The organism is Lelliottia jeotgali (genome assembly GCF_016771845.1).
Lineage (GTDB): Bacteria > Pseudomonadota > Gammaproteobacteria > Enterobacterales > Enterobacteriaceae > Enterobacter > Enterobacter jeotgali.
The window spans coordinates 116,769-141,054 of the sequence record NZ_JAENMQ010000006.1 but is presented as its reverse complement, the minus strand read 5'-3'; the positions used below and the strand labels follow the sequence as shown (position 1 = coordinate 141,054).

Here is a 24,286-nt window from a genome sequence, read left to right as displayed (position 1 = left end):
TCCCCCGGCGAGCCGCATCGGGGGGATTTTTTCGCGACAGCACTCACCAACTGACGGTATCGGCCTGGCGCTTTTGTCGCAGCGCCACCAGCTGTGATTCGGTCATCAGACTCAGTGCTGCCGTCGGGCAGGCTTCGACACAGGCCGGGCCGCGCTCCCTGCCAGCACACAGACTGCATTTCACCATCGCCGGTAATTCCCCTGCCTTAATCTCAATGGTAATCGCACCAAACGGACAGACCACCGCGCAGCGCTGGCAGCCGATACACTTTCCGGCATCGGCTTCGACCCGCTCTTTTCCCATCGACAACGCACCGCTCGGGCAAACCGCCACGCAGGGCGCGTTCTCGCACTGATGGCACATCACCGGAACGCTCAGGGTATCCAGGCGCAGCACGGTAAGTCGCGGCTGAAGTTTGCCGTCCGGCGCGCCGTTTTCCAGCGCGCAGGCCAATTCACAGGTCCGACAGCCAATACAGGCTTCCGGGCTGACGAAAATAAAACGGGTCATGCCTCCTCCTTACGCTCAAAGAGCGTGAGCATCTCCTGCGCCGCCTGACGTCCGGCCACCATCGCCGTGACCACCAGATCCGCGCCGTGAACGGCGTCTCCGCCCGCAAAAACCTTGTCGTTGCCGGTTTGCGTGGTGGCGCGATCTTTTCCGCCGGTACAAATTTGCCCCCAGCGATCAAGCTCGATCCCGTTCCCGCGCAGCCACGGCATATCGTGCGCCTGGAAACCAAAGGCCATGATCAGCACATCGGCAGGCAGTTCAAATTCCGATCCGGCCACCGGCTGTGGACGGCGGCGACCATCCGGGCCAGGCTCTCCCATCGCCGTGCGGATAAGCCCAATCGCGCTCACCTGGCCTTTGCGGTTGGACTGAATGAAGCGCGGCTGCACATTGAACTGAAAATCCACGCCCTCTTCACGCGCGTTACCCACTTCTTTCTTCGAGCCGGGCATACTTTGCTCATCCCGGCGATAGGCGCAGGTGACGCTGGCGGCCCCCCGACGGATGGCGGTGCGCAGGCAGTCCATCGCCGTATCACCGCCACCGAGCACCACCACGCGTTTGCCCTTGATTTCGGTCAGTGGATACTCAGCTATTTCTTCGAGTCCCATCACTTCGCGGGTATTGGCTATCAGGAAAGGCAGCGCCTGAATAACGCCCGGCAACGTTTCACCCTCCAGCCCGGCCGCCATCAGACCGTAGGTGCCAACACCGAGGAACACCGCGTCATAGTTGTCCACCAGCTCATTGAAGGCGATATCGCGGCCCACCTCCTGATTAAGGTGAAAACGAATCCCCATTTCACTGAAAATTTCGCGCCGCACCGCAAGAATATTTTTATCGAGTTTGAAGGGCGGTATGCCAAAGGTCAGCAGCCCGCCAATTTCCGGGTGGCGATCAAACACATCCACCTGCACGCCCGCGCGCGCCAGAATATCGGCACAGCCAAGCCCCGCAGGCCCGGCACCGATCACCGCTACCCGTTCTTTGCGGGGCGCGACCTCGCCAATTTTTGGCCGCCAGCCCATCGCCAGGGCAGTGTCGGTGATATAGCGTTCAAGATTGCCGATTGCCACCGATCCGCCTTCGTTTTTCAGGGTGCAGGCCCCTTCGCAGAGCCTGTCCTGCGGGCACACCCGGCCACAAATTTCCGGTAGCGAACTGCTCTGATGGCAAAGCTCAGCGGCCTCGATAATCTTGCCCTCATTCACCAGACGGATGAAATCTGGAATGGCGTTATGCAGCGGGCAGGTCCAGTTACACCAGGCTTTTTGCGCGCAGCTCAGGCACCGCTCGCTTTCATATCCGGCATCGCATTCTGCGAGCGGGCGATAAATCTCGTCGAAATGCTGTTTACGCTGTTCGGCGTCGACTTTTTTCGCCCCGATACGCGGCGGTTTATTCAACATATCCTGGCGTCGGATGCCGTGAGGTGGCTTCTGCTGTTGCCCCAGCGCCGAGCGAATTTGCCGCTCGCGGCGCAATTGGTTGAGCGCCTTTTCATCCACCAGGCTCAGTGCCTGTGTCGGACAGTTCGCCACGCAGGCCTGCTGCCCGGAGGCACTCTCGCTGCACAGATCGCATTTTTGCGCCAGCAACGGCGACGCATCGTCATTTGCCACCATCTCAATGGCACCAAACGGGCAGGCAATCACGCAGTTTTTACAGCCGATGCACGCCTCCTGTCGGAACTGCACGCTGTCATTGGCAAATAACAAAGCCTGAGTGGGGCAAACGGCGACGCAGGGGGCGTCATTGCAGTGATGGCAGGTGGTCGCACTGCTGGCATCGCGCTTAAAAATGACGTGAATGCGTGGAAGGAAATCACTCCGCTGCTGCGGCCAGGAATCCTGGTGATGAGAGAGAACGCAGGCGACTTCGCAGGCATGGCAGCCAATACAATTCGCCGCATCCGCGACAATAAATTTATTCATTTTCTTCCCTTTATTATTCTGAAGTAACTCAGGGAAGCTATGCAATTATCAGGCGATGTTTGATTACGGGATTATATGAAACGTTATTTTGCGAGCCATATCAAAAAGCCGCCCCAGAACATCATTACAGGCAGCCCTAACCTTTTGAAAATACGGACACAACCACTGATTAAAATACCATTATGAGAGATAATTTATCTCAATGTGATATCGCAGGGGAAAAGGTTTGGAATTCGCCTCGCAAACTTATTTCAGGGTATTTCATTATTTCAGGTAACGCGTGATTTAATTCACAGAATATATTCATCACACGTTGGCGTATTCATTTCTGGCACAGCTTACGCATAACACTCTCCGTGTGCGCAACATGCTGATGATCCCATCAGTGCAGGGAGGCTAAGGCCTTCGAATCGTAACTTCAGCCTTCAACCTAATCGGCGTGCTGGAGTCGTACAGGAGACAACCTTTTTATGAAAGACATGGCCATTCCGGCTCCACGAGCCACAGGGTCAACCGCTCCGGTTGACGAAATTCTGCCTATCACCCAAATGTTCCTCTATGGTCTGCAGCATGTGCTGGTGATGTACGCCGGCGCGGTGGCGGTTCCGCTGGTGGTGGGCAGCGCGGTGGGGCTACCGCCCGAGCATATTATTTTATTGATCAGCGCCGATCTGTTCGTCTGCGGCATCGCCACTATTATCCAGTCGATGGGCGCGACCCAGTGGCTGGGCTGTAAACTACCGCTGATTCAGGGATGTACCTTTGCGGCGCTGATCCCGATGGTACTGATCGGCAAGCAGTACGGTATGGGGGGTATTTCCGGGGCAGTGATTGTCTCCGGGATTTTCATACTTTGTTGCGCGCCCTGGATTAGCCGACTGATCCGTTTCTTTCCAAAAGTGGTGATGGGCGGGATCGTGACGCTGATCGGGCTGTCGATTATGCCCGTGGCAGGAGGCTGGATTGGCGGTGGCTCAAGCGAAATGGCCGGGTTCGGCGATCTGTTCTGCCTGCTGATGGGGGCCATCACCCTGGTGATTATCCTCAATATTTATACCTTCGCGTCGGGCGTGATTAAAAACACCTCTGTGCTGATCGGGCTGGTGATTGGCACAGTGCTATGGAGTTTCTTTAAACCACTCAATTTCAGCCTCGTCAACACCACCCCGTGGCTCCACCTGCCAACGATAATGCCCTTCGCAAAACCCGAATTTCACATTATCCCCGTCGCGCTGCTGTCGATGGTGATGGTCGTAGTGATGGTGGAAACCATGTCATCGATGATGGCCACGGGTGATATCGTGGGCAAAAAAGTGGATGCATTGATGCTGCGTAATGGCCTGAATACCTGCGGGTTGGCAACCACTTTCTGCGGCTTCTTTAATCTGTTTCCCTACGCCGCCTTTGCACAAAACGTCGGACTTATCGGCCTGACGGGCGTTCGTAGCCGCTATGTAGTCTCTGTCTCAGGAATGATTCTGGTGCTGATGGGCATTTTCTCCAAAATGGCGGCGCTGGTGGTGCTGATCCCGAAACCGGTGCTCGGCGGCGCGGGTATTGTGATGTTCGGGATGGTGGCCGTGTCCGGCATTCGCACGCTGGGGCAGGTGAACTATCGCAATAATAACAACGGGATGGTGGTGGCGTTAACCCTGGGCCTCGGCATGATGCCGGTGCTGGTGCCCAATCTGTTCAGTCAGTTCCCGCCGATGGTTCAGCTGTTTCTGCACAGCGGGATCACCATCGGGACGCTGACGGCGATTGTCGCCAACCTGACGCTGAACGGAAGCGTGCCTTTCCGCGTCTCCCACGATGCACTTGTGCCAGACCCGCTCCCGCCAAGCTCAGCGGCGCGTAATATGGCGGTGAGAACCGTACGGATGTGGCTGTTGCTACGTAAAGTACAAAAAGAGCAGCAGCTCCTGCAACAGGAAGAGAAAGGATGATCATTCGTCTCATTTTCTCGGCGATTGTTTTGGCGCTGCTGGCGGTTCCTGCCGTTCAGCAGGCCATCGCCCTGGGGCTGAGCAGCCGCTTCGGCTTCGGGTTACTGTTTTAACGAGTCAAAAAAATCGCCCCGATAGATGCACTACCGGGGCGATGCAGAAAAAATGATTACTTTGAAGTCATCGTGCAGACTCGACCACTCCATTGCGCGACCTGCGAATACTGCGCTGGCGTATCGACATCCCAGTGAATGCCCTGCTCTCTCACACTCACCACATGTGTTTCGATCTGATTGATTACGTCCTTAAGCGTGGTGCTTTCCGGCGCGTGCGCGATCAACACCTTGGCTCGCTGAGGCAACAAAATAGGATGTCCTTTGCCCCGATCGTGTCCAGGAATCAAACAGACATCCTGATTACCACCAAACCACAGGGTACGATAAACGGCGGGGGTGACTTCCGGCATATCCCCTAACGCGAGGAAAAAGCGCGAAGAGGTCAGCGCGGCGACCCCGCACTGAACCGACGAAAACATCCCCGCCTCGTAGTGAGGGTTCTGGATAACGTCGATGCGCGGATGATCCTGGTAGTACAGCGCCAGCTCATTGCCGCGATGTCCTGCCACCAGCACCACGCGATCGCAAAAAGATAACGCGCTGGCAAGCGCGCTATCGAGGATCGTCCCGTCGTCCCAGGGCATCATCAGTTTCCACTTTCCCATCCGGCTGGAGAGGCCCGCCGCCAGCATAACGCACTCTTTTGTTTGCCTGGTACTCACCCTCTTCTCCTCCGAAAACACCGCCTTGGCAGCGGTGTCGGTTCTCAATTACGCTTTCAGGACCGCTTTAATGGAAGTGATGATCGGCTGATAGCCAGTGCAGCGACAAAGGTTGCCCTCCAGCGCTTCTTTTAATTGGTCATCGTCGGGAGTGGGGTTCACATCCAGCAGCGCTTTGGTACTCATCAGCACGCCCGGTGTGCAAAAACCGCACTGCACGCCGCCATGACGGATAAAGGCATTTTGCAGTCGCTTGCCTACCGGATCGCGATACAGCCCTTCAACGGTCTCAATCTCTGCCCCGTCGCACTGGGCGGCCAGCAGCAGGCATGAGCACACCGATTTACCGTCGACAACAATTGTACAGGCACCGCACTCCCCGACAGAGCACCCTTCTTTGGTGCCCGTCAGTTGCAGGTCGTCACGCAGAAAATCGATCAGACGCTGGTTGTCTTCGACATCACGACAAACGCGAATGCCATTCACAATTAGCTCAATATGATTCATGGTCATGGCTCCTTATTTGCTCTGCTCTGTCATCACTTCCAGCAGCATCTGCCGGAACATATCGATAAATACCGGGATTTTGTACGGGGCAGACCAGCGCCCGCCAATCGCACCTTCAATCAGGGTATGAAGCACCTGCTCCGCATGCGCGATGGTGTCAGCCGTCAACGGTTTACCCACCAGAGCCTGCTCGACGACCGTCAAACGCTGCGGCTTGCTCATCAGCGCCCCATCCACCAGCCGACAAACCTGAATTGTCCCCGCCGCATCCACATGGAACTGGCCGGTTAAACTCTGGCGGGTGATGTTTAGGGCGTTTCGCCGCCCCAATTGTAGGTAACGCGTAGTCAGCGGCTGTTTGAGCGGAGCCGGAAGATGGATATGCGTCACCAGCTCATCGGGTTCGAGAGCGGTACGATATCCGCCGGTGACAAACTGGCTGACCGGCATTCGGCGCACACCCCGTAAACTGCGTAGTTCAACTTCTGCGTCGTAAATAATCAGCGGCGGCAGCGAGTCGGCACACGGTGCAGCGTTAACAATGTTGCCGCCGATAGTCGCGCGGTTGCGAAGCTGCAACGAGCCAACCGTGCGACAGGCGGTGACCAGCAGTGGATAACGTTCTTGAATCAGCGGATGTTTCACCAGGTCGCTAAAGCAGACGCCCGCCCCGACCGACACGCCACCGTTGACATCAGCAATCTCTTTTAACGCCTGCAACGCCGCGATATTCACCAGCGGCACGCCTTCGGATTTCATTCGCGCCTGAACCAGCACATCTGTGCCTCCGGCAATCGGAACGGCTCCACCGTCGGCGAGCATCGTGAGCGCCTCTTCCAGCGAGTGAGGGATTTTTAACGAAACCGAATTGAGACGATGGATCTGCTTTTTCTCTTCCGAGTCGAGCATCTGCTCGCTCTGACGTTCCGGCTTTTTCAGGTTATAGCCGAGCCTGACCTGCTCGAGCGTGAGCGGCAGGGTGCGGTTATGGCGTTCAATGGCAAAACTCACCGCATTGTTTAACGCCGCGGCACCCAGCTCCAACACCGGCTCGCCAATCACTTTCGCCCCCATCGGCCCGGCGTTATCATAATTCTCAACGGCGATGACATCGATGTGCGGCATGTCCTTGATGGTCGGTAGCAAATAAGTATCAAAGTTTTCCGACTTCACCACGCCGTGCTCGGTGTTGAAATCTTCCAGCATGCCGTAGCCGATCATCCCCTGCATAACGCCGCCATAGACCTGGCCGACGAACCCGACTGGGTTGATGACTTTGCCGACGTCGTGGGTCGCCACCACGTTATTCACCGTCACTTTGCCGGTGCGCGTGTCCACCGCCACGTCGGCTATTTGACAGCCATACACCCAGGTGAAGTACGGGCTGCCGCTGCCTTTTTCCTCATCCCAGTGGATATCCGGTGCTACGTGCCAGCCGTAGGATGACAGGTTCGCGCCGGTCGCTTTGGTCATATCAACCACCTGCTGGAAACTCAGGCTGTGTTCAGGATGATGGCGATGGAACACTCGCCCTTCGCGCCAGACCAGATCGTCATCGCTTCCGGCTTTCAGCGTCTCTTTGATCGCTGCCGCCATACGTTTTTTGATTTTAGTGACCGCGCTCAGAATAGCCTGACCGCCCATCAGCGTGCCGCGAGAAGCCACCGTTGAGCCGCCATCGGCAATCATCGCCGTCGCCGGTTCGCTGAACATCACCCGATCGAGCCCAATACCAAAGGCTTCCGCCGCCAGCAGCGACATGGTGGTTTGCAGCCCCTGCCCGTTTTCCGATACGGATGTGGAGATGTTGACGCTGCCGTCGGCATTCACTTGCATCAGCGCAGACGACGCATCCAGCCCTTCCGCCCCCAGCGAGCAACCGCGATGGCTTAAGGCCAGCCCAATGCCATAGCGAATCGGGCCGCCTTGCGCATTAATCTCCCGGTAGTGCGCCCGCTTGGCTTCAAACTCCGCCTTAATCAGTGATTTTTGCAGGACCTCTTCGGCAGAGACCGTATGTTTATCGAAGACCTGCCCCGCCATGCTGGTGTCGCCCTGCTGCAAGACGTTGCGCAGACGAAATTCCACGGGCGACATTCCGATAATTTCCGCCACTTCATCCATCAGGGATTCGTTAGCAAAAATCACCTGCGGCGCGCCGTAGCCGCGATAGGCCGAGGTGTAGTTATTGTTGGTATAGACGCCCGTCACATCGACGCGCACGTTGGGAATATTGTACGGACCGGCCGCCTGGACCGAGCTTCGCCAGGTCACAAACACCGTCTGCCCGGAGTAGCTTCCGCCGTCAGCGATAATGTCGATTTTCATCGCCTGAATGTGAGCGTTGTCATCCAGCCCGATGCGGTATTTCATTTTATAGGGATGGCGTTTATAGCTTTCCCGCATCGACTGTTCGCGGTTGTAGGTAAACTTCACCGGGCGCCCGGTCAGGTGGACGAGAAGGGCCGCGCGGCAGGCGAGATTATCAATGATGTCGTCTTTACCGCCAAACGAACCGCCCAACACCGAGCGTTTAACGTTGACTTTGGCCTGGGGAAGATCGAGATATTTGGCCACGATCCCGCGAATGCGGTGCGCATTCTGAATCGAGCCGGAAATGGTCATGATCTGCTCATTATCATCCAGATACGCCGTTATCGATTCCGGTTCGATGTAGCCGTGTTCCTGGAACCCGACTTCATATTCACGCTCAAAAATACGCGTAGAGGCGGCAAACCCGGCATCAATATCGCCTTTCACCGTGTGGTGGTGATTAATAATGTTGCTGTCCAGCTCGCTGTGAATGAGGCGGGCCCCCGGTTTCATCGCTTCTTCGGGTGAGGTAATGGGTTCCCAGGGGGTGTAATTCACCTTTATTTTATCGACCGCCAGGCAGGCGGCTTCATAAGATTCCGCAGCCACTACGGCAATCACATCGCCGCGATAGGCAATTTCGTTATCGATGATCGGAGGATAGTCAGGAATGATTACCCCCAGACTGCGCTGACCAGGAATATCATTCCAGGTCGCAATTCGTATCACACCGGGGATATTTTCTGCTTCAGACAGGTCCATCGAATCAATTCTTCCGGCGGGAATATCGGCATATCGACACGCGCCATACAGCATATTCTTCATTCTGATGTCATCGCCGTACACGGCCTTGCCATTCACCTTCGCAAGCCCGTCTACCCGCGGCACCTCATTGCCAACCAGCAATGTTTCCATGTTGTTTCATCTCCGCTAACAGAAAAAAGATAGGGGAAAGAAGCAATGGCTGTGCCATCTCTGGCGGCAAGGGGAATTTGCATGGCGTTCTGTGACGTCAGTTCAGAAAAATAAAGCAAAGGTGGGACAGAGAATGAAGCGATACGCTGAAAGCCTATCAAAAGGATAGCGCATGTATCACTGTGATAATTTCAAACCGAGGGTGACGGTTTAATAACGTCTTGTTGGTTCACGCTTAAGACTTTATTACAGCACCTGAATTTTCCTCATTGATCCAATTACAGTTTTTTCCTAAAGCCATGCCGCTTCGCTCGTGCCATGCTGAATCACGCTCATAACATGAATAACGTTAATTGAGGATATTATGAAAAAGACAATCATCGCATTATCTGCACTTCTGCTGGCTTCTCCTGTTTTTGCCGCAACCACACACGCAACCGACGATACTGTTGCCGCCGCGAAAGCGAATGCCAATGACGCGAAGCAAAAACTGCACGAAGAGCAGAACAAAGGTGAAGAGCTGAAGCTTAAATCTCAGCACGCTGCGGAAGGCAAAAGCGAGAGCTTTGGCAGCAAGGTGAGTGAAGATTCCCAGAAAGCCTGGCATAAAACCAAAGAAGGCACCGAGAAGGGCTGGGATGCCACCAAAGAAGGGACGGAGAAAGGCTGGAACAAGACCAAAGAAGGCGCAGCGTCGCTGGAAAAGAAAGTCACTGAGTAAGTTATCTCCCCCCGAAAAGGCCGCCATCGCGGCCTTTTTTATTTGTAGGCCGCTGCGGCCTGAATTGCCCGGTGGCGCTGCGCTTACCGGGCCTACAACGACAACGACTCGAACCGTAGGCCGGATAAGGCGCAGCCGCCATCCGGCGGAAAACGGCTGTGCAGCCTGACTACACCGGCTGATCATTTCCCCCTTCCTCCCGAATAAATCTCCCTCCCCGCGCGTTTACCCCTTGCCCGCATACTGGAGATCTGCCCGATGATTCGTCCTTTGATATTTGCGCTCGCCCTGCTCTCCCCTGCCCTTTACGCGCAGCCGGTGAGTTACGCCATCAATACCGATAGAACTCCGATTACCCTTTCATGGCATGCGTTCGGCGGCATTCTGTCCTGGGCGAACCTCGATGGTGCCACGGGGGATGTGACCCTAGATCCAGAGAATGAATTTAGCGATCGTATCGACGTCACCATCCCTGTCTCTACGCTGGTCGCATCCAACAGCTTGCTCACCTGGCAGCTGAAGAGCGACATGTTTTTCGATGCCAGCCGCTATCCCAATATTCAGTTCAGCAGCACCCGCGTGGTGGCGCTGAGTGGCGGGCGCTTTCGGGTATTCGGCACACTAAAAGTCAAAGATATCCAGCGCCCGGTGATTCTGGAAGCGACGCTGGAAGAACACAAAATGGATGAATCCATATCGCTTCACGCCACCACTGCCATCTCACGATCCGCGTATCATATGGACAAATTCGCCCTGGTGGTGGATGACCGTATCGCCATTAAAATTGAGATCCAGGCCATTGCCCGCTCCGCGTCATGACAACACAGACTGCAATTGACGCGCACTGGCTTCCAGCTGCGCCGTCGGGTTGCGGCCAATCAGCACAAACTGATAGCTCCGACTTTTCCACCAGGCAATATTCATACTGTGCCGTTGCTCATTCTGAATCTCTGCATCATTGCTCTGCTCAAGCGGCGAAATACACAGCGCCATCGGCCCAAAATCCGCGTGCATCCAGACAATCTGGGCGATAGAGGTGCTGTCATAGCGCAGCATTCGGATCATCTTCAGCTCAGCATTGTGCAGCATCAGCTGCTGCTCACTCACTTTCAGACCGAGATCCTCGGCGGTACGCGCGATCCCTCGGGCAATGACGGGCTGCGAACTGTCGACATCCAGCAAGGTTTCAGCGCTGTAGAGCGACATATACTGGGCTTCAAGATCGCGGATATGCGCGTTTTCATCGCGTGCTTCGCCCAATGGCCTCACCAGATAGCCCAGACCCGAGCCGATAACCAGAAAACTCACTGAGGCAGCGATAAGCGCGCGGCGACTCACGCCGGGACGGGATACGGGGCTTTCTGCCAGATATTTGTCCAGGCATTGCTGCATGCGAGCCGAAGGCGCGTCATCCAGCAACGGGGCAAAGGCGCGTTGATAATCCTGATGGCTATTCTTCAGCTCGGTCGTTCGTGCGCTCAGAAACGCGTCAACGTTAAGTTGCTCTTCGAAAGCGCGGGCGTCGGCACTGTCCATCTCACCGTCCAACCAGGCGACTATCGCATCATCGTGATAAGGGGGAGTAAATCGTAACGATTTCAAGAGCGTTTCTCCTTTGCCGCAGGGCGGGCATCCACTGTTTTTGCAAGCGTTGCCCGCGCCGTGGCCAGTCGGCTCATAATGGTGCCGATGGGGACCGCTAGTGTGTCCGCCGCTTCCTGATAGGTAAATCCTTCGACATAAACTAAAAACAGCGTGTTGCGCTGGGCTTCAGGAAGATTATTCACCCGCTGCATGATTTGCTGAAAATGAATGCGTTCCTCATCCCGCGTATGTGTATCAGGCGCAATAAGCTCTTCGCCCGGCACAAAACCTTGCCCCTGACGAACCTGGCGGGCGCGCAGATCGGAAATCCAGATCGAATGCAGAATCGAGAACAGCCATCTGTCAATTCGGGTGCCAGGCGTGTATTGCGCGCTCCTTTCAAGCGCGCGAACACAGGTCGACTGGACCAGCTCTTCAGCCATATCTCGACTTCGCGACAGCACCAGCCCGTAGCGCCAGAGGCGCGTCAGATGTGCCGCCAGCTGCTGGCGAACGTCACTGGTTGCGATTTTTTTGCCCTCTCGCTGATGTCAGGATTCCGGATGCCCGTCAATCGCGGCCTGCAAATCGCGATACTCCTCGCAATTCTGACCGCAAATACCGGCAATTACTTTCAGTTGTTCTTTCGCCAGATCCGGGCGACCTTTCACCATCCATGCTTCACCCAAGTACTCACGGGCTTTGGCATAGTTAGGCTGCAGGGCAAGCGAGCGCTGGTAATAGCCGATGCCTTCATCCGTGCGTCCCAGTTTTCGCGTCGCATAGCCGCGATAATTCCACGCCTCTGCCGTATTGGCATTTTTCAGCGAATCCAGCAGATTCAGTGCCGCCTGATACTCGCCTTTTTTCGCGAGATGATACGCATAGTTGGTTTTGTCCTCATCGCTGAGGCTGCTGGTTTTCTCCGGCACACATTTCTTGCTCACACTGTCATAGACTTGCCCTGACGGACAGTCTGGCGTCTTGCTTTCAGTATCATTATTGCCCATCGCGAAAGCCTGCGGGGCCTGCAAACAAAATAACAGCACCGGAATCGCAAGGGTGCGGGAAAGCGGGAAAGATGCGTTAGCGTTCATTTTCTACTCCTGGGTCAGTGATGGTCAGGTGAACGAAGAGTAAACGCCTGAGCACCCTGTTCTATTCGGAGTCTGTGCATCATTTATCGATACCGAAAATCATACTTAAGGCGTATGCCATCGGATAATGGAAAGCGATAGATTCAATCAAGAATTAATTCCGCATTAATTACCGCCCCAACTAGCAGATTATTTAGCCCACGCCAGTTTTATTTTTAATTCGGTCACAAACATAATATATCTTATAAGTGATGATTTACCCACCCTGAAATAACGCTTTAGCACTTCTTAACTGACTATTTATTTACATTATAAAAACTCAAATATATTCATCCTCTTTCTTAATAACCCTGTCTAACCCGCAAAGAAGAAAAAACCGCAGAAGCCATGCATAGCGCGGCCTTGAAGGCATTTCATCTATATATAAACCTGTGTGAGATTATTCAATTCAGAAGAGGTTAACGGGTGGTTACTGGCGCTTCATTTGCATATTACGCTATTTATAGCTATATCATTTTTAGACCGTTTAATTAATATCTCTATAAATCACAGGGCTTTATATAACACAAAAAACGTCGAACACAAGCAAAACACAATCAAATAAATTGATTCATCTGATGTTGCCACCCTATTTGTTGGCGGGCATCGATCGCTCTGAAGAAAAGGACGGTGAGCACTATTTCAAATAAATAGCGACTCCGCCGGGGGCGCTCTTTACCCACAGAAATTATATGGCCTCATCTTGCACGCCATTTCAATAAAAATCTGTTGGGAGTCATCTATATGAGCCAAATCTCTGTTATCTCGAAACTTACTGGCGTGGAAACCACCACCGAAGGCACTCAGGTTACTCTGGATCACTCCTCAATCGTGAAGCTTCACGTCGGCCGGGCCGACATTTCCCACTACACGCGCAGCGGCAACGATCTGATCGTGAGCCTGCACTCAGGGGAAGTCATTACCCTGAAAAACTTTTACCACGGCGATGCGCAGGGCGAGAGCCAGCTGGTATTGCAGGAAGGCAACGGCGCGCTGTGGTGGATTGAAGACCCGACCGCCGCCGAGCATTACGAAGCGATTGCCTCGACGGATGTACTGATGGGGGCCTCTGGCGATAACGGCGGCGCAGCCATCTGGCCGTGGGTGCTGGGTGGCGTCGCCGTCGCAGGCGGGATAGCCCTTGCCGCAGGCGGCGGTGGTGGCGGCGGTGGTGGTGGCGGTGATGACAATAACTCGGGTAATCCCGGCAATCCAGGCAACCCGTCGGACCCTGATACCACACCACCTAACGCACCGACCAATCTGCAATTCTCGCCGGACGGTAACACCGTGACCGGGACCGCAGAACCCAACAGTACCATCACCTTAAAAGATGCCAACGGGAATCTGGTCGGCACCGGGAAAACCGGCAGCGACGGGAAGTTCACCATCGAACTGGGTACGCCGTTAACCAACGGCGAGCAGCTTACTGCAACCGCCACCGACTCATCCGGTAACGTCAGCAAAGAGGGCCACGTCACCGCGCCTGACCTGACCACACCTGATGCGCCGGACATTTTGATTGTCAACGACGATGTCGGGGGCGAAACCGGTCCGCTGGAAAATGGCCAGCGCACCGATGATGCCCGTCCGACGCTGAGCGGCATTGGCGAAGCGGGAACCACCATCACCATCTTCGATAACGGCACCAAAATCGGCACCACAACCGTGGATGCCAAGGGCAACTGGAGCTTTACCCCGCCGAATGCGCTGTCCAACGGCAGCCATACCCTGACCTCTACCGCCACCGATGCGGCAGGCCACACCAGCGCGCCGTCAGCCGGGATCACCATTGTGGTCGATACGGTTGCGCCTACGGCACCGGTGATTTCCAGTGTCACCGATGACGTCGACCCGGTCACCGGGCCGCTCAACAACGGCGGCAGCACCAACGATCAGCGCCCACAGTTTACTGGCACCGCTGAAGCGGGTTCAACGGTTACGATTTACGATAACGGCATCGCAATCGGCACGGTAACTGCCGCCGGAAACGGCAGCTGGAGCTTTACCCCGTCAGTCAATTTGAGTGAAGGCAGCCACCAGATTACGGTGCGCGCCACAGACGTGGCGGGCAATACCAGCGCTGCCTCGCCGGGCTTTAACATTACCGTTGATATCACCGCGCCCGCTGCGCCGTCCGCTTTTGTGGTCAATGATGAAGTCGGCTCGATCCGCGGTGCGGTTTCCGCGGGGCAGACCACCGATGCCAGCCAGCCGCGTCTGACCGGTCGGGGCGATCCGGGCAGCACGATTATTATTTACGATAACGGCGTGGAAGTCGGCAGAGTGACCGTCGGCACGAACGGCTTGTGGAGTGTGGCTCCGAATGGCCCACTTTCCGAAGGCCCGCACTCGGTCACGGTGCGTGAAATCGACGCTGCCGGGAATCCGAGCGGCTTGTCGCAGGCCATCAACTTTATTGTCGATACCGTAGCACCAGGCCAGCCTGCGATCACCCTCAACCCGGCAGGCACCCAGATAACCGGTACTGCTGAACCGAACAGCACCATTACCATTACCAACGGCACGGGTCAGAGCTGGACAGGCACGGCAGATGGCAGCGGCAACTTCACCATTGCGCTCAGCCCTGCGCAGACCAACGGCCAAACCATTTCGGTCATCGCCTCGGACGCCGCCGGGAACGCCAGTATTCCTGCCACAGCTATCGCCGTTGACAACATCGCTCCGAACCCGCCAACCGGATTGACCGTCGCCGGAGACGGAGCCAGCGTCAGCGGTAGCGCCGAGCCAAACAGCACCGTCACCGTTAAAGATCCTGCTGGCGGCGTGATCGGTTCTGGCACCACCGATGCTAACGGCCATTTCACCGTGCCTATCGATCCGCCACAAACCAACGGCGAAGTGTTGCAGGTGATCGCCAGCGATCCAACGGGGAATGACAGCCAGCCAGGTCACGCTGATGCGCCTGACACCACCAAACCGCTGGCACCGGATAACCTGGATGTCTCGGATGACGGGACCACCGTTACCGGCACCGCCGAACCGGGCAGCACCGTCAGCATTAAAGGTCCGGATGGCGTGGAGATTGGTCACGCCACGGCGGGCGATAACGGCGACTTTACCGTCACTATCTCCCCGCCGCAGCTTAACGGCGAGAAGCTGACCGCCGATGCGACGGATCACGCGGGCAATACCGGGCCAACGGCGTCGGTCGATGCCCCTGATATCACCCCACCGCAAGCGCCGGTGATCACGTCGGTGTATGACGACGTGGCCAACGGAATCGGTGACATCGCGAATAACGGCCTGACTAACGACTCTAACCCGACTATTCATGGGACAGGCGAGGCTGGCACCCGGCTCTATATTTACAGCGGGTCAGACCAAATCGGTACGCTGATCATTCCTCAAAACGGCATCTGGGAATACACGCCGTCGGTGCACCTGCGCGAGGGCGGGCATGTTCTGACTGCCACCGCCATTGACGCTGCCGGGAATGCCAGCGGCACCTCGAACAGCTGGAGCATTACTGTCGACAGCGTAGTCCCTGCCGCACCGGTCATTACCTCAGTGGTTGACGATGTTCCAGGCAGAACCGGCCCGCTCGATACGGGAGAAACCACCAACGACTCTCGTCCGACGCTCAACGGCACGGGCGAGCCAGGAGCGACAATCAGCGTGCGTCTTGACGGCGTGCAGATCGGCACCGCCGTGGTCAGCGATGGCGGTTCCTGGACCTTTACTCCGACGCTGGCGCTCCCGGAAGGCGGCCCGCACACACTCACCGCCGTAGCCATTGATAAGGCCGGGAACGTCGGCTCCCCTTCGAACGGGTTTGAGATCATCGTCGATACCGCGCCGCCACCGGCCCCGTCTATCGCGACAGTCACCGACAACACCGGCAGCGTCACTGGCCCGGTCACCAGCGGCACACCGACGGATGAAACCCGTCCAGTGCTTTCAGGCAACGCTCCGCCGAATACGATTATCACCGTTTACGATGGCACCACCCTGCTGGGAACCGCCACTGTCACCGGCGGAACCTGGAGCTTTACCCCAACCACCCCGCTCACCAACGGCACGCACTCGCTGACGGTGGTCGCCACGGATTCCGCAGGCAACTCAACCGCCTCGCCGCCGTTTAGCCTGGTGGTGGACACCATTGCGCCCGCCACGCCGGATACCCCGGATGTCACCGTTAATCCTGACGGCCAGCCTGCTGCGCTCAATCCAGGCGAAGCGACGCGTGATACCACCCCGACCTTAAGCGGCTCCGGTACGCCGGGCGACACGGTGACTATCTACATTGACGGCGTCAAACAGCCCGATGTGGTCACCGTTCAGCCGAACGGAACCTGGACCTGGACGCCAACTCAGGCGTTGCCAAACGGCTCTTACGATGTCGCCCTGACGGTCACCAACAAAGACGGCGCGGGCAACGAGAGTGCGCCATCCCAGCCGGTGACTATCATCATTGACACCGATCCGCCAGCGACGCCGACGGCACCGGTTGTCACCGATAACGTCACCCAAATCACCGGACCGGTCGATAACAATGGCAGCACCAACGATTCGCGTCCGGTGCTGAGCGGCACGGGCGTAGCCAACGATGTGATCATTATTTACGACAGCGTGGGCGGTGCACCTAAGCAGGAAGTGGGTCGCGTCACCGTCGGTGCCGACGGCAACTGGAGCTGGCGGCCAGATACAGCCCTGACTCAAACGACACACGCCTTCACCACTACCGCCACGGACGAAGCGGGGAACGTGTCAGGCACATCGCCAGTCATTACGGTGACCGTTGATACCGAGGCTCCTGATACCCCAGCAATCACCTCCGGGACCGTTGCCAATGGCGGTTCAACAACCGATACCACCCCTACCATCAGCGGAACGGGCAGTAGCGGCGATACGGTGATTATCTATAACAACGGCGTCGAAGTGGCCCGCGTTCCTGTCACAGGCGGCACCTGGACCTGGACCAGCCCGGAAGCGTCAGACGGCACGCTGAAACTGACCGCCTCCTCCGTCGATGCGGCGGGTAACGTCAGCGGCACCAGCCCGGTTTACACCATCACCGTGGATACCGTTGCGCCAACCACGCCGCAGATTGACAGCATCTCCAGCAGCACTCTGGTAAACGGTACGCTGTACACCAATGACAGCACGCCGACCATCAGCGGGAAAACCGAGATCGGCAGCACAATCACCGTCTCTATCGACGGTGGCGCACCGCAGCAGGCCACGGTGGATGCCAACGGCAACTGGACATTGACCCTGCCGAACGGTTCGGCGCTGAGCGATAACCCGCATACCATTATCGTTACCGCCACCGACGCCGCCGGAAACGCCACGCCGAGCGCGCCTGTGACCGTGACCGTTGATACTATTGCGCCGGACAATCCTTCGGGCCTGGCGATTACCGCTCAGGGCACTCCGCTCACCGGGGTGACCACTGAAGGCGCGACCGTTGTCGTTCGTGACGGCAGTGGCAATGTGATCGGTACCGGCGTCGCCGGGGCGGGCGGGAGCTTCTCTATCGCCCTGAGTCCTGCTCAAACAAGTGCCACCACCCTGAGCGTGACGGCCACGGATGAAGCGGGCAATAACAGCGCCTCTGTCCCTCTGACTGTGACCGATGCACCTGAAACTCTGCCGGACGTGCCCGTTATCACAGCGATTACCGATGATATCGGCACAGTGACGGGTAACGTTCTGGGTAAAACTTCTGATGATACTTCGCCAACAGTTAGCGGTACTGCGCAGGCGGGCACTACGGTGTCGCTCTATCAGAATGGAGTGCTGTTAACCACCATTGTACTCGGGGCCACTGAAACGACCTGGAGCTATACCGTGCCGGGCCCGTTAACCAACGGCCAGTACAATTACACGGTCACGGCAACCCTTGATGGTGCCACGAGCGGGCTCTCTCCGGCCGCCACCGTCACCATCGATTTGACGGCACCAAACACACCTACCCTTGGCGCGGTCACCGATGACGTCGGCCCTGGCACCGGGCCACTCACTAACGGACAAACCACCAACGATAACCGTCCAACCCTGAGCGGCACCGCAACGCCGGGCGACACCATCACCATCTACAACAATGGTACCGCCATTGGCACTGTGGTGGTCGGTTCCACCGGCACCTGGAGCTTTACCCCAGGCGGCGCGCTGGCGGAAGGCAACCACGCTCTGACCATCACCGCCACCGATCCTGCAGGTAATACAAGCCTGCCATCGGGTGCGTTTAACATTGTCGTCGATACCATTTCCACCACCCCGGTGATCGTCGGCGCGGATGATAACGTCGGCACCGTTGTCGGGAATGTCCCAACCGGCGGTACGACCAACGACAGCACGCCGACCCTTTCAGGCACGGCGGAAGCCAACAGCAGCATCGCGATTTTCGAAGGCAACACCCAGATTGGCACCGCCACCGCCAACGGTTCGGGCGGCTGGAGCTTTACCCCGACCACGCCGCTGGGCGAAGGCAGCCATACCTTTACGGTAATCGCGACCGATCCTCAGGGTAACGTCAGCACCAGCTCTAACAGCTACACGGTGATCGTCGACCTCACCCCACCAGCGGTTCCGGTGCTCACTTCCGTTGCCGATGACGTGCAGGGTGGTGTGGTCGGTAATTTGACCTCGGGCCAGCTCACCAACGACGCCACACCAACCCTGACCGGCACCGGCGTTGACGGCAGCACCATTCACATCCTGAATAACGGCGCCGAAATCGGCACTGCGGTTGTCGTCGGCGGCACCTGGACCTTTATCCCATCAACCGGTCTTGCGGACGGCGTGTACAACATCAGGATCAATGCCACCGATGCGGCGGGTAACGTTTCAGCGAACTCCCCGGTCTTCTCCTTCACAGTGGATACCACCGCGCCTGCGGCACCGGCCCTTACCTCGGTACAGGACGACGTCGGCCCGGTCACGGGGAATATTAACGACGGCGGCAGCACCAATGACAACCGTCCAACCTTTAACGGCACTGGCGAAATCGGGGCGACAATCACCCTGCTCAGCGACGGACAACCGTTCGGCACTGCGGTGGTCAACTCGCAGGGGAACTGGACCTTCACCCCAACGGCAGCGCTCGCCGACGGCCCGCACACCATCACCATCAGCACCACCGATGTGGCGGGCAATTCCTCTACCACCAATACCACCTTCACGCTGACGGTCGATACTCAGCCGCCAGCCGCGCCGCTGATTATTAACGCCACGGACGACGTCGGCACCGTTCTTGACCCGGTGTTAAACGGCAAAACGACCGACGACACGCGGCCACAGCTGAACGGATCGGCGGCGGCCAATGCCACCATCATCATTTATGAAAACGGCGTCCAGGTTGGCACGGTAACGGCCAACGGATCGGGGGCATGGAGCTTCACCCCGCCAACCGCCCTGAGCAATGGCAGCCATACCTGGACGGCCACCGCGACCGATGCGGCGGGCAACGTCAGCGTGGCATCGCCGGGCTTCACGGTGATTGTGGATACCGTCGCTCCGCTCGCCCCGGTTATCACCCAGGCACTGGACGATGTCGGCACCGTGACCGGTCCACTGAGCAGCGGGCAGACAACGGATGACACCTTGCCGCGTCTGAGTGGGACCAGTGAGCCGAACGCGACCATCAATATCTATGAAGGCAGCACACTGCGCGGCACCACCACGGCGGACGCCAGCGGGAACTGGTCGGTGACCCTGACCACTCCGCTTGGCGAAGGCACGCATAATCTGGTCGCCCAGGCCACCGATGCGGCGGGGAACAACAGCGATCCATCCACACCGTTTGTCCTGACCATTGACCTCACCGCCCCGACGCTCCCTGTGCTGCTGACGGTGGTCGATGACGTCGGCACCGTGACCAACCTGGCCAGCGGTCAGCTGACCAACGACGCGCAACCGACTCTCTCAGGCACGGCGGAAGCGGGTTCGACGGTGAAAATCTTCGACAATGGCGTGCTGATTGGCACCGTCACCGCCACTGGCGGCGCGTGGTCCTTCACCCCGACACCAGCGCTGAGCGACGGGCTGCATCCGCTGACCATCACCGCCACCGACGCCGCCGGGAACACCAGCGGCCCGACAACAGCCTTTGTGGTTAACGTGGACGCCACCGCGCCAACGGCCCCGGTGATCTCGTCGGTCGTCGATGATGTCGGTTCCGTCACCGGGCCGGTGATTAACGGCAATCCGACCAACGATACGACGCCGACGCTGAACGGCACCGCCGAGGCCAATGCGACGGTACGCATTTACGACGGCGGCGTGCTGATCGGCACCGTCACCGCCGATGGCAACGGTAACTGGACGCTGCCGCAGGCCACGATCTCGTTGACCAACGGACAGCATAACTTCACCGCCACCGCGACCGACGCGGCGGGCAACACCAGCGCGCCGTCATCCATCACCTCGATCGTGCTGGATACCGTCGCACCAGGTGTTCCAGGCACCCTGGCCGTGATCAGCAACGGGACACACGTCACCGGTCTGGCGGAAGCAGGCAGCACTGTCACCATCACCAGCAGCACCGGGACCGTGCTTGGTACGGCGACGGCGGACGGAAGCGGTGCGTTCAACGTCACCATTTCACCTGCACAAACCAACGGCGAAACCCTGCTGGCCTTTGCAACCGATAAGGCCGGGAACGCCGGTGGCACACTTAGCGTGGTCGCGCCGTTCACCAACCTGCCGAATGCACCGCTGATTACCACCGTGAACGACAACGTCGGCACCATCACCGGGAATCTTACCAACGGCAAAACCACCGATGACACCACGCCAACCCTGAGCGGGACGGCGCAGCCGAACTCCACCATCACGCTGTACAACAACGGCGTGGCGATGGGCACGGCGACCACGGATGTCAACGGTAACTGGACCTTCACCACGCCAGCATTGGGCGAAGGTTCCCACGCCTTTACCGCCACCGCCACCAACGTTATCGGCGGCACCGGGCCGGTCTCGCTACCGACGACGGTCATCGTCGACACCATCGCCCCGAACGCGCCGAACGGCACCTTCAACGCCGATGGCAGCGTGCTGACAGGCACCGCCGAAGCAGGCAGCACCGTCACCATTCGTCTGGCGGATGGTTCTACGGTCACCACCACGGCGAACGCCGGAGGCACCTACAGCTACAGCTTCCTCAATAAACAGACGGAAGGTCAGACGCTGCAAATCACCGCCACCGATGCGGCGGGCAACACCTCTACCCCAGGCTCGGCGCTGGCTCCTGTTGTGCCACTTTCCGCGAGTTCGAACGTCGAGGAGCTGGAACTCAGCACCACAGCGACGGTAACGACCGCCCAGTACAGCGACTACGGCTCCCTGCTGGTCGGCGCGCTTGGCAACGTGCTGGCGCTGCTCGGCAACGACACGGCGCAGGTCGGCTTTACGGTCAGTGCGGGCGGAAGTGCGGATATCTCGATCAATGCCAACGCCACGGGCGTGGTGCTTTCTCTGCTCAATACTCTGGAAGTGGTGGTGCAGCGCTGGGATGCGGTTAACGGCACCTGGACCACGGTAGTGGATACGGGTCTGCCGCAGTTTGCCAACCTGCTGACCCTCGGGGCGAGCGGCGTCACGCTTAACATGACCGGGCTGGCAGATGGGCAATATCGCGTTCTTAGCTACAACACCAACCTGCTGGCGACCGGGTCGTACACCAGCCTTGACGTGGATGTCACCCAGACCAGCGCCGGGACGGTGACGGGCGTGACCACTCAGTCCGGGAACGTGATTTATGACGTTGACCCGACCACCGGCAGCGACAACGCCCCGGCGGGTACACGTATCACGGCAGTGACTGATGCGCAGGGCCATACCATCAACGTTACGGCGGATGGCACGGTTATCCAGGGCCAGTACGGTACGCTGACCATCAACCTGAACGGGAGCTACACCTACACCCTAACCAACACCAGCGCCGCCGTTCTGGGGCGGACCGAAAGCTTCACCTACACCATCGGCCATAACGGGGCCAGCGCCTCGGCGCAGCTGGTAATTTCGCTCGGGGCGAACACCGTCACCAACAGTGTCACGGCGGTGGACGATACGGCGAGTTTCACCTTCGATACCAGCGTGCACGCCATCAACAACGGCACCTCGTCCCAGGGCGGCTTTACCGTTGTCGGCGTGAACCTTGGCAACACGCTGGGGCTGAACCTGCTCGACGATCTGAGCAATCCGATCATCTATAACGTGGCGGAAGGTACCACCCGCACCATGACCATCCAGGCCTCCGTGGGCGGCGTGGCGCTGGCCTCTGTGTTCGACCTGTACGTCTATAAATTCAACGAGGCGACGCAGACCTTCGAGCAGATGCGCGTCCAGCCTGGCTGGCTGCGCGCACCGCTGCTGGGCGGAACGTCAGCCACCCTGACGCTCAACCTGCCGGCAGGTGAATACCTGTTCCTGCTGAATACCGCGGCGGGGATCACGGCCCTGACGGCCTACACCCTCAACGTGCTGGAAGACCATGTCTACACCGTCTCAAGCGTCGGCGGCAGCACCACCGGCGATGTGCTGGCGGATGACATTATCCCGGCGGGCACCCACGTCACCTCGGTGAACGGCGTGGCGGTCAACGGGACGGGCGTCACCACCATTCAGGGGGAATATGGCACCCTGACCATTAATGCGGACGGGAAATACACCTACACCCTGAACAGCGGTGTCGGGGCCGATCACATCAAAACGCCGGATACCTTCGTCTACACCGTGACCGCGCCAAACGGCGATAAAGACACGGCGTCGCTGAATATCACCCCAACGGCGCGGGCGATGGATGCGGTCAACGACGTCAGTGCGGTGATGGACGTGACCTCCGTTCACCATACGGCGGCTTATTCGGACACCACCGTCGGCAGTGCCAGCTGGCAGGCAGCGCTGCTGGCCTCCACCCAGGGCAGCGGCAGCGGCACCTTTGTGGTCGACCCGAACACGGCGCTGCATAACGTGGTTCTGCACTTTAACGTCGCGTCGTTGCTCTCTCTCGGCGGGCTGACGGTGGACTGGGTGCTGTCGAACGGCTCGACCACTATCCGCAGCGGTTCGTTCAACGGGGGATTACTGCTGGGCGGTACCGCCACGATTAACCTCAGCGGGCTGGATCTGGATGCGGGCACCTACACCCTCTCCTACACCGGGAAAATGGGCGCGCTGGCGGTGGGGCAAATCACCATCACCCCGGACGTGGTGGGGACCACTTACTCCCTCACCCAGTTCGATTCCACCAGCGGTCACACCGTCAACGGCAACATCTTCGACGGGACGGATTCGCAGGGGGCGATGGATCAGCTGCACTCGGTCGACACCCGTCTGAGCATCACCGGCTTCAACGGCGTGGTCACCACCCTTGACCCGTACACCACCAGCGCCGCTAACGTCACTATTCAGGGACATTACGGCACGCTCTCTATCGGTGCGGACGGGCATTACACCTACACCATGAACACCGGGGTATCGCTCTCCAGCATCACCTCGAAGGAGGTCTTCAACTACACCCTGACCGATGCGGCTGGCAAAACGGACAGCGCCTCGCTGACCATCAACATGGCGCCGCAGTTCATCAGCTCTGAGCATAACGACGTGATCAACGGGACGGCCTACGGCGATACCCTGATTTATCAGGTGCTGAACAATACCGTGGGTAACGCCACGGCGGGCAACAACACCGGGGATCACTGGACCAACTTCTCTATCAGCCAGGGGGATAAAATTGACATCGGCGATCTGCTGGTGGGCTGGAACGGGCAGGCCTCGACGCTGGGGAATTACGTGCATGTCACTACCAGCGGTAACAACACTGTGATCTCCATCGACCGTGATGGTACAGGGACCACCTACACTAATACCACGTTGGTCACGTTGGACGGCGTGCAGAGCAGCTACGACGAACTGGTTAATCAGCACCACAACATCATCACCTGATAGCACAACACAATTGACCCGGGCG

The 24,286-nt window shown here is 58.0% G+C and carries 12 protein-coding genes; 4 read left to right on the top strand and 8 right to left on the bottom strand.

Features of this window, described 5'->3' with window-relative positions; genetic code table 11:
- Positions 1-43: 43 nt before the first annotated feature.
- On the bottom strand, positions 44-511 hold the full coding sequence (locus JBO43_RS13575; protein ID WP_202674520.1) for a 4Fe-4S dicluster domain-containing protein: 468 nt from the start codon (positions 509-511) through the stop codon (positions 44-46).
- Complete coding sequence (gene ygfT, locus JBO43_RS13570) at positions 508-2,448, bottom strand: formate-dependent uric acid utilization protein YgfT (RefSeq protein WP_202674519.1); 1,941 nt, start codon at positions 2,446-2,448, stop codon at positions 508-510. The genes JBO43_RS13575 and ygfT overlap by 4 nt, the downstream gene beginning before the upstream one ends.
- Positions 2,449-2,918: 470 nt before the next feature.
- Between ygfT and JBO43_RS13565 the strand changes: the two genes are divergently transcribed.
- Positions 2,919-4,394 (top strand): nucleobase:cation symporter-2 family protein, encoded by a 1,476-nt coding sequence (locus JBO43_RS13565; protein ID WP_202674518.1) that lies wholly within the window; start codon positions 2,919-2,921, stop codon positions 4,392-4,394.
- A 169-nt stretch (positions 4,395-4,563) separates the two neighbouring features.
- Here JBO43_RS13565 and JBO43_RS13560 read toward each other — a convergent pair whose 3' ends face one another.
- Genes JBO43_RS13560 through JBO43_RS13550 form a run of 3 tightly spaced genes read right to left on the bottom strand, consistent with a single transcriptional unit; the run spans position 4,564 to position 8,907 of the window.
- The gene (locus tag JBO43_RS13560; protein WP_202674517.1) at positions 4,564-5,172 is read right to left on the bottom strand and encodes a nucleotidyltransferase family protein; all 609 of its coding nucleotides are present in this window, start codon (positions 5,170-5,172) and stop codon (positions 4,564-4,566) included.
- 48 nt (positions 5,173-5,220) lie between these two features.
- Positions 5,221-5,679 (bottom strand): (2Fe-2S)-binding protein, encoded by a 459-nt coding sequence (locus tag JBO43_RS13555; RefSeq protein ID WP_103946503.1) that lies wholly within the window; start codon positions 5,677-5,679, stop codon positions 5,221-5,223.
- A gap of 12 nt (positions 5,680-5,691) precedes the next feature.
- Positions 5,692-8,907, bottom strand: a complete 3,216-nt coding sequence (locus JBO43_RS13550) for a molybdopterin cofactor-binding domain-containing protein (RefSeq protein ID WP_202674516.1) — start codon at positions 8,905-8,907, stop codon at positions 5,692-5,694.
- A gap of 364 nt (positions 8,908-9,271) precedes the next feature.
- Here JBO43_RS13550 and JBO43_RS13545 point away from each other — a divergent pair, with 364 nt between their 5' ends.
- Positions 9,272-9,628 (top strand): KPN_00521 family repetitive protein, encoded by a 357-nt coding sequence (locus JBO43_RS13545; protein WP_103950195.1) that lies wholly within the window; start codon positions 9,272-9,274, stop codon positions 9,626-9,628.
- A gap of 258 nt (positions 9,629-9,886) precedes the next feature.
- Positions 9,887-10,447, top strand: a complete 561-nt coding sequence (locus JBO43_RS13540) for a YceI family protein (protein WP_202674515.1) — start codon at positions 9,887-9,889, stop codon at positions 10,445-10,447.
- Here JBO43_RS13540 and JBO43_RS13535 read toward each other — a convergent pair.
- From JBO43_RS13535 to JBO43_RS13525, 3 genes are read right to left on the bottom strand one after another with little or no spacing between them, the layout of a single operon-like run.
- On the bottom strand, positions 10,442-11,230 hold the full coding sequence (locus tag JBO43_RS13535) for an anti-sigma factor family protein (protein WP_202674514.1): 789 nt from the start codon (positions 11,228-11,230) through the stop codon (positions 10,442-10,444). The genes JBO43_RS13540 and JBO43_RS13535 overlap by 6 nt on opposite strands.
- Positions 11,227-11,703, bottom strand: a complete 477-nt coding sequence (locus JBO43_RS13530; RefSeq protein WP_233210441.1) for a sigma-70 family RNA polymerase sigma factor — start codon at positions 11,701-11,703, stop codon at positions 11,227-11,229. The genes JBO43_RS13535 and JBO43_RS13530 overlap by 4 nt, the downstream gene beginning before the upstream one ends.
- A 60-nt stretch (positions 11,704-11,763) precedes the next feature.
- The gene (locus tag JBO43_RS13525) at positions 11,764-12,309 is read right to left on the bottom strand and encodes a tetratricopeptide repeat protein (RefSeq protein ID WP_103946508.1); all 546 of its coding nucleotides are present in this window, start codon (positions 12,307-12,309) and stop codon (positions 11,764-11,766) included.
- A 783-nt stretch (positions 12,310-13,092) separates the two neighbouring features.
- Between JBO43_RS13525 and JBO43_RS13520 the strand changes: the two genes are divergently transcribed.
- A complete protein-coding gene (locus tag JBO43_RS13520; RefSeq protein ID WP_202674513.1) occupies positions 13,093-24,261 on the top strand; it encodes a BapA/Bap/LapF family large adhesin in 11,169 nt (3,722 codons plus the stop codon).
- The last annotated feature ends 25 nt before the right edge of the window (positions 24,262-24,286 follow it).

Bases quoted from the DNA above. Each gene is read 5' to 3' on its own strand.
- JBO43_RS13575 (WP_202674520.1), bottom strand. From the start codon at position 511: ATGACCCGTTTTATTTTCGTCAGCCCGGAAGCCTGTATTGGCTGTCGG.
- JBO43_RS13525 (WP_103946508.1), bottom strand. From the start codon at position 12,309: ATGAACGCTAACGCATCTTTCCCGCTTTCCCGCACCCTTGCGATTCCG.
- JBO43_RS13520 (WP_202674513.1), top strand. From the start codon at position 13,093: ATGAGCCAAATCTCTGTTATCTCGAAACTTACTGGCGTGGAAACCACC.
- ygfT (WP_202674519.1), bottom strand. From the start codon at position 2,448: ATGAATAAATTTATTGTCGCGGATGCGGCGAATTGTATTGGCTGCCAT.
- JBO43_RS13550 (WP_202674516.1), bottom strand. From the start codon at position 8,907: ATGGAAACATTGCTGGTTGGCAATGAGGTGCCGCGGGTAGACGGGCTT.
- JBO43_RS13545 (WP_103950195.1), top strand. From the start codon at position 9,272: ATGAAAAAGACAATCATCGCATTATCTGCACTTCTGCTGGCTTCTCCT.
- JBO43_RS13540 (WP_202674515.1), top strand. From the start codon at position 9,887: ATGATTCGTCCTTTGATATTTGCGCTCGCCCTGCTCTCCCCTGCCCTT.
- JBO43_RS13565 (WP_202674518.1), top strand. From the start codon at position 2,919: ATGAAAGACATGGCCATTCCGGCTCCACGAGCCACAGGGTCAACCGCT.
- JBO43_RS13555 (WP_103946503.1), bottom strand. From the start codon at position 5,679: ATGAATCATATTGAGCTAATTGTGAATGGCATTCGCGTTTGTCGTGAT.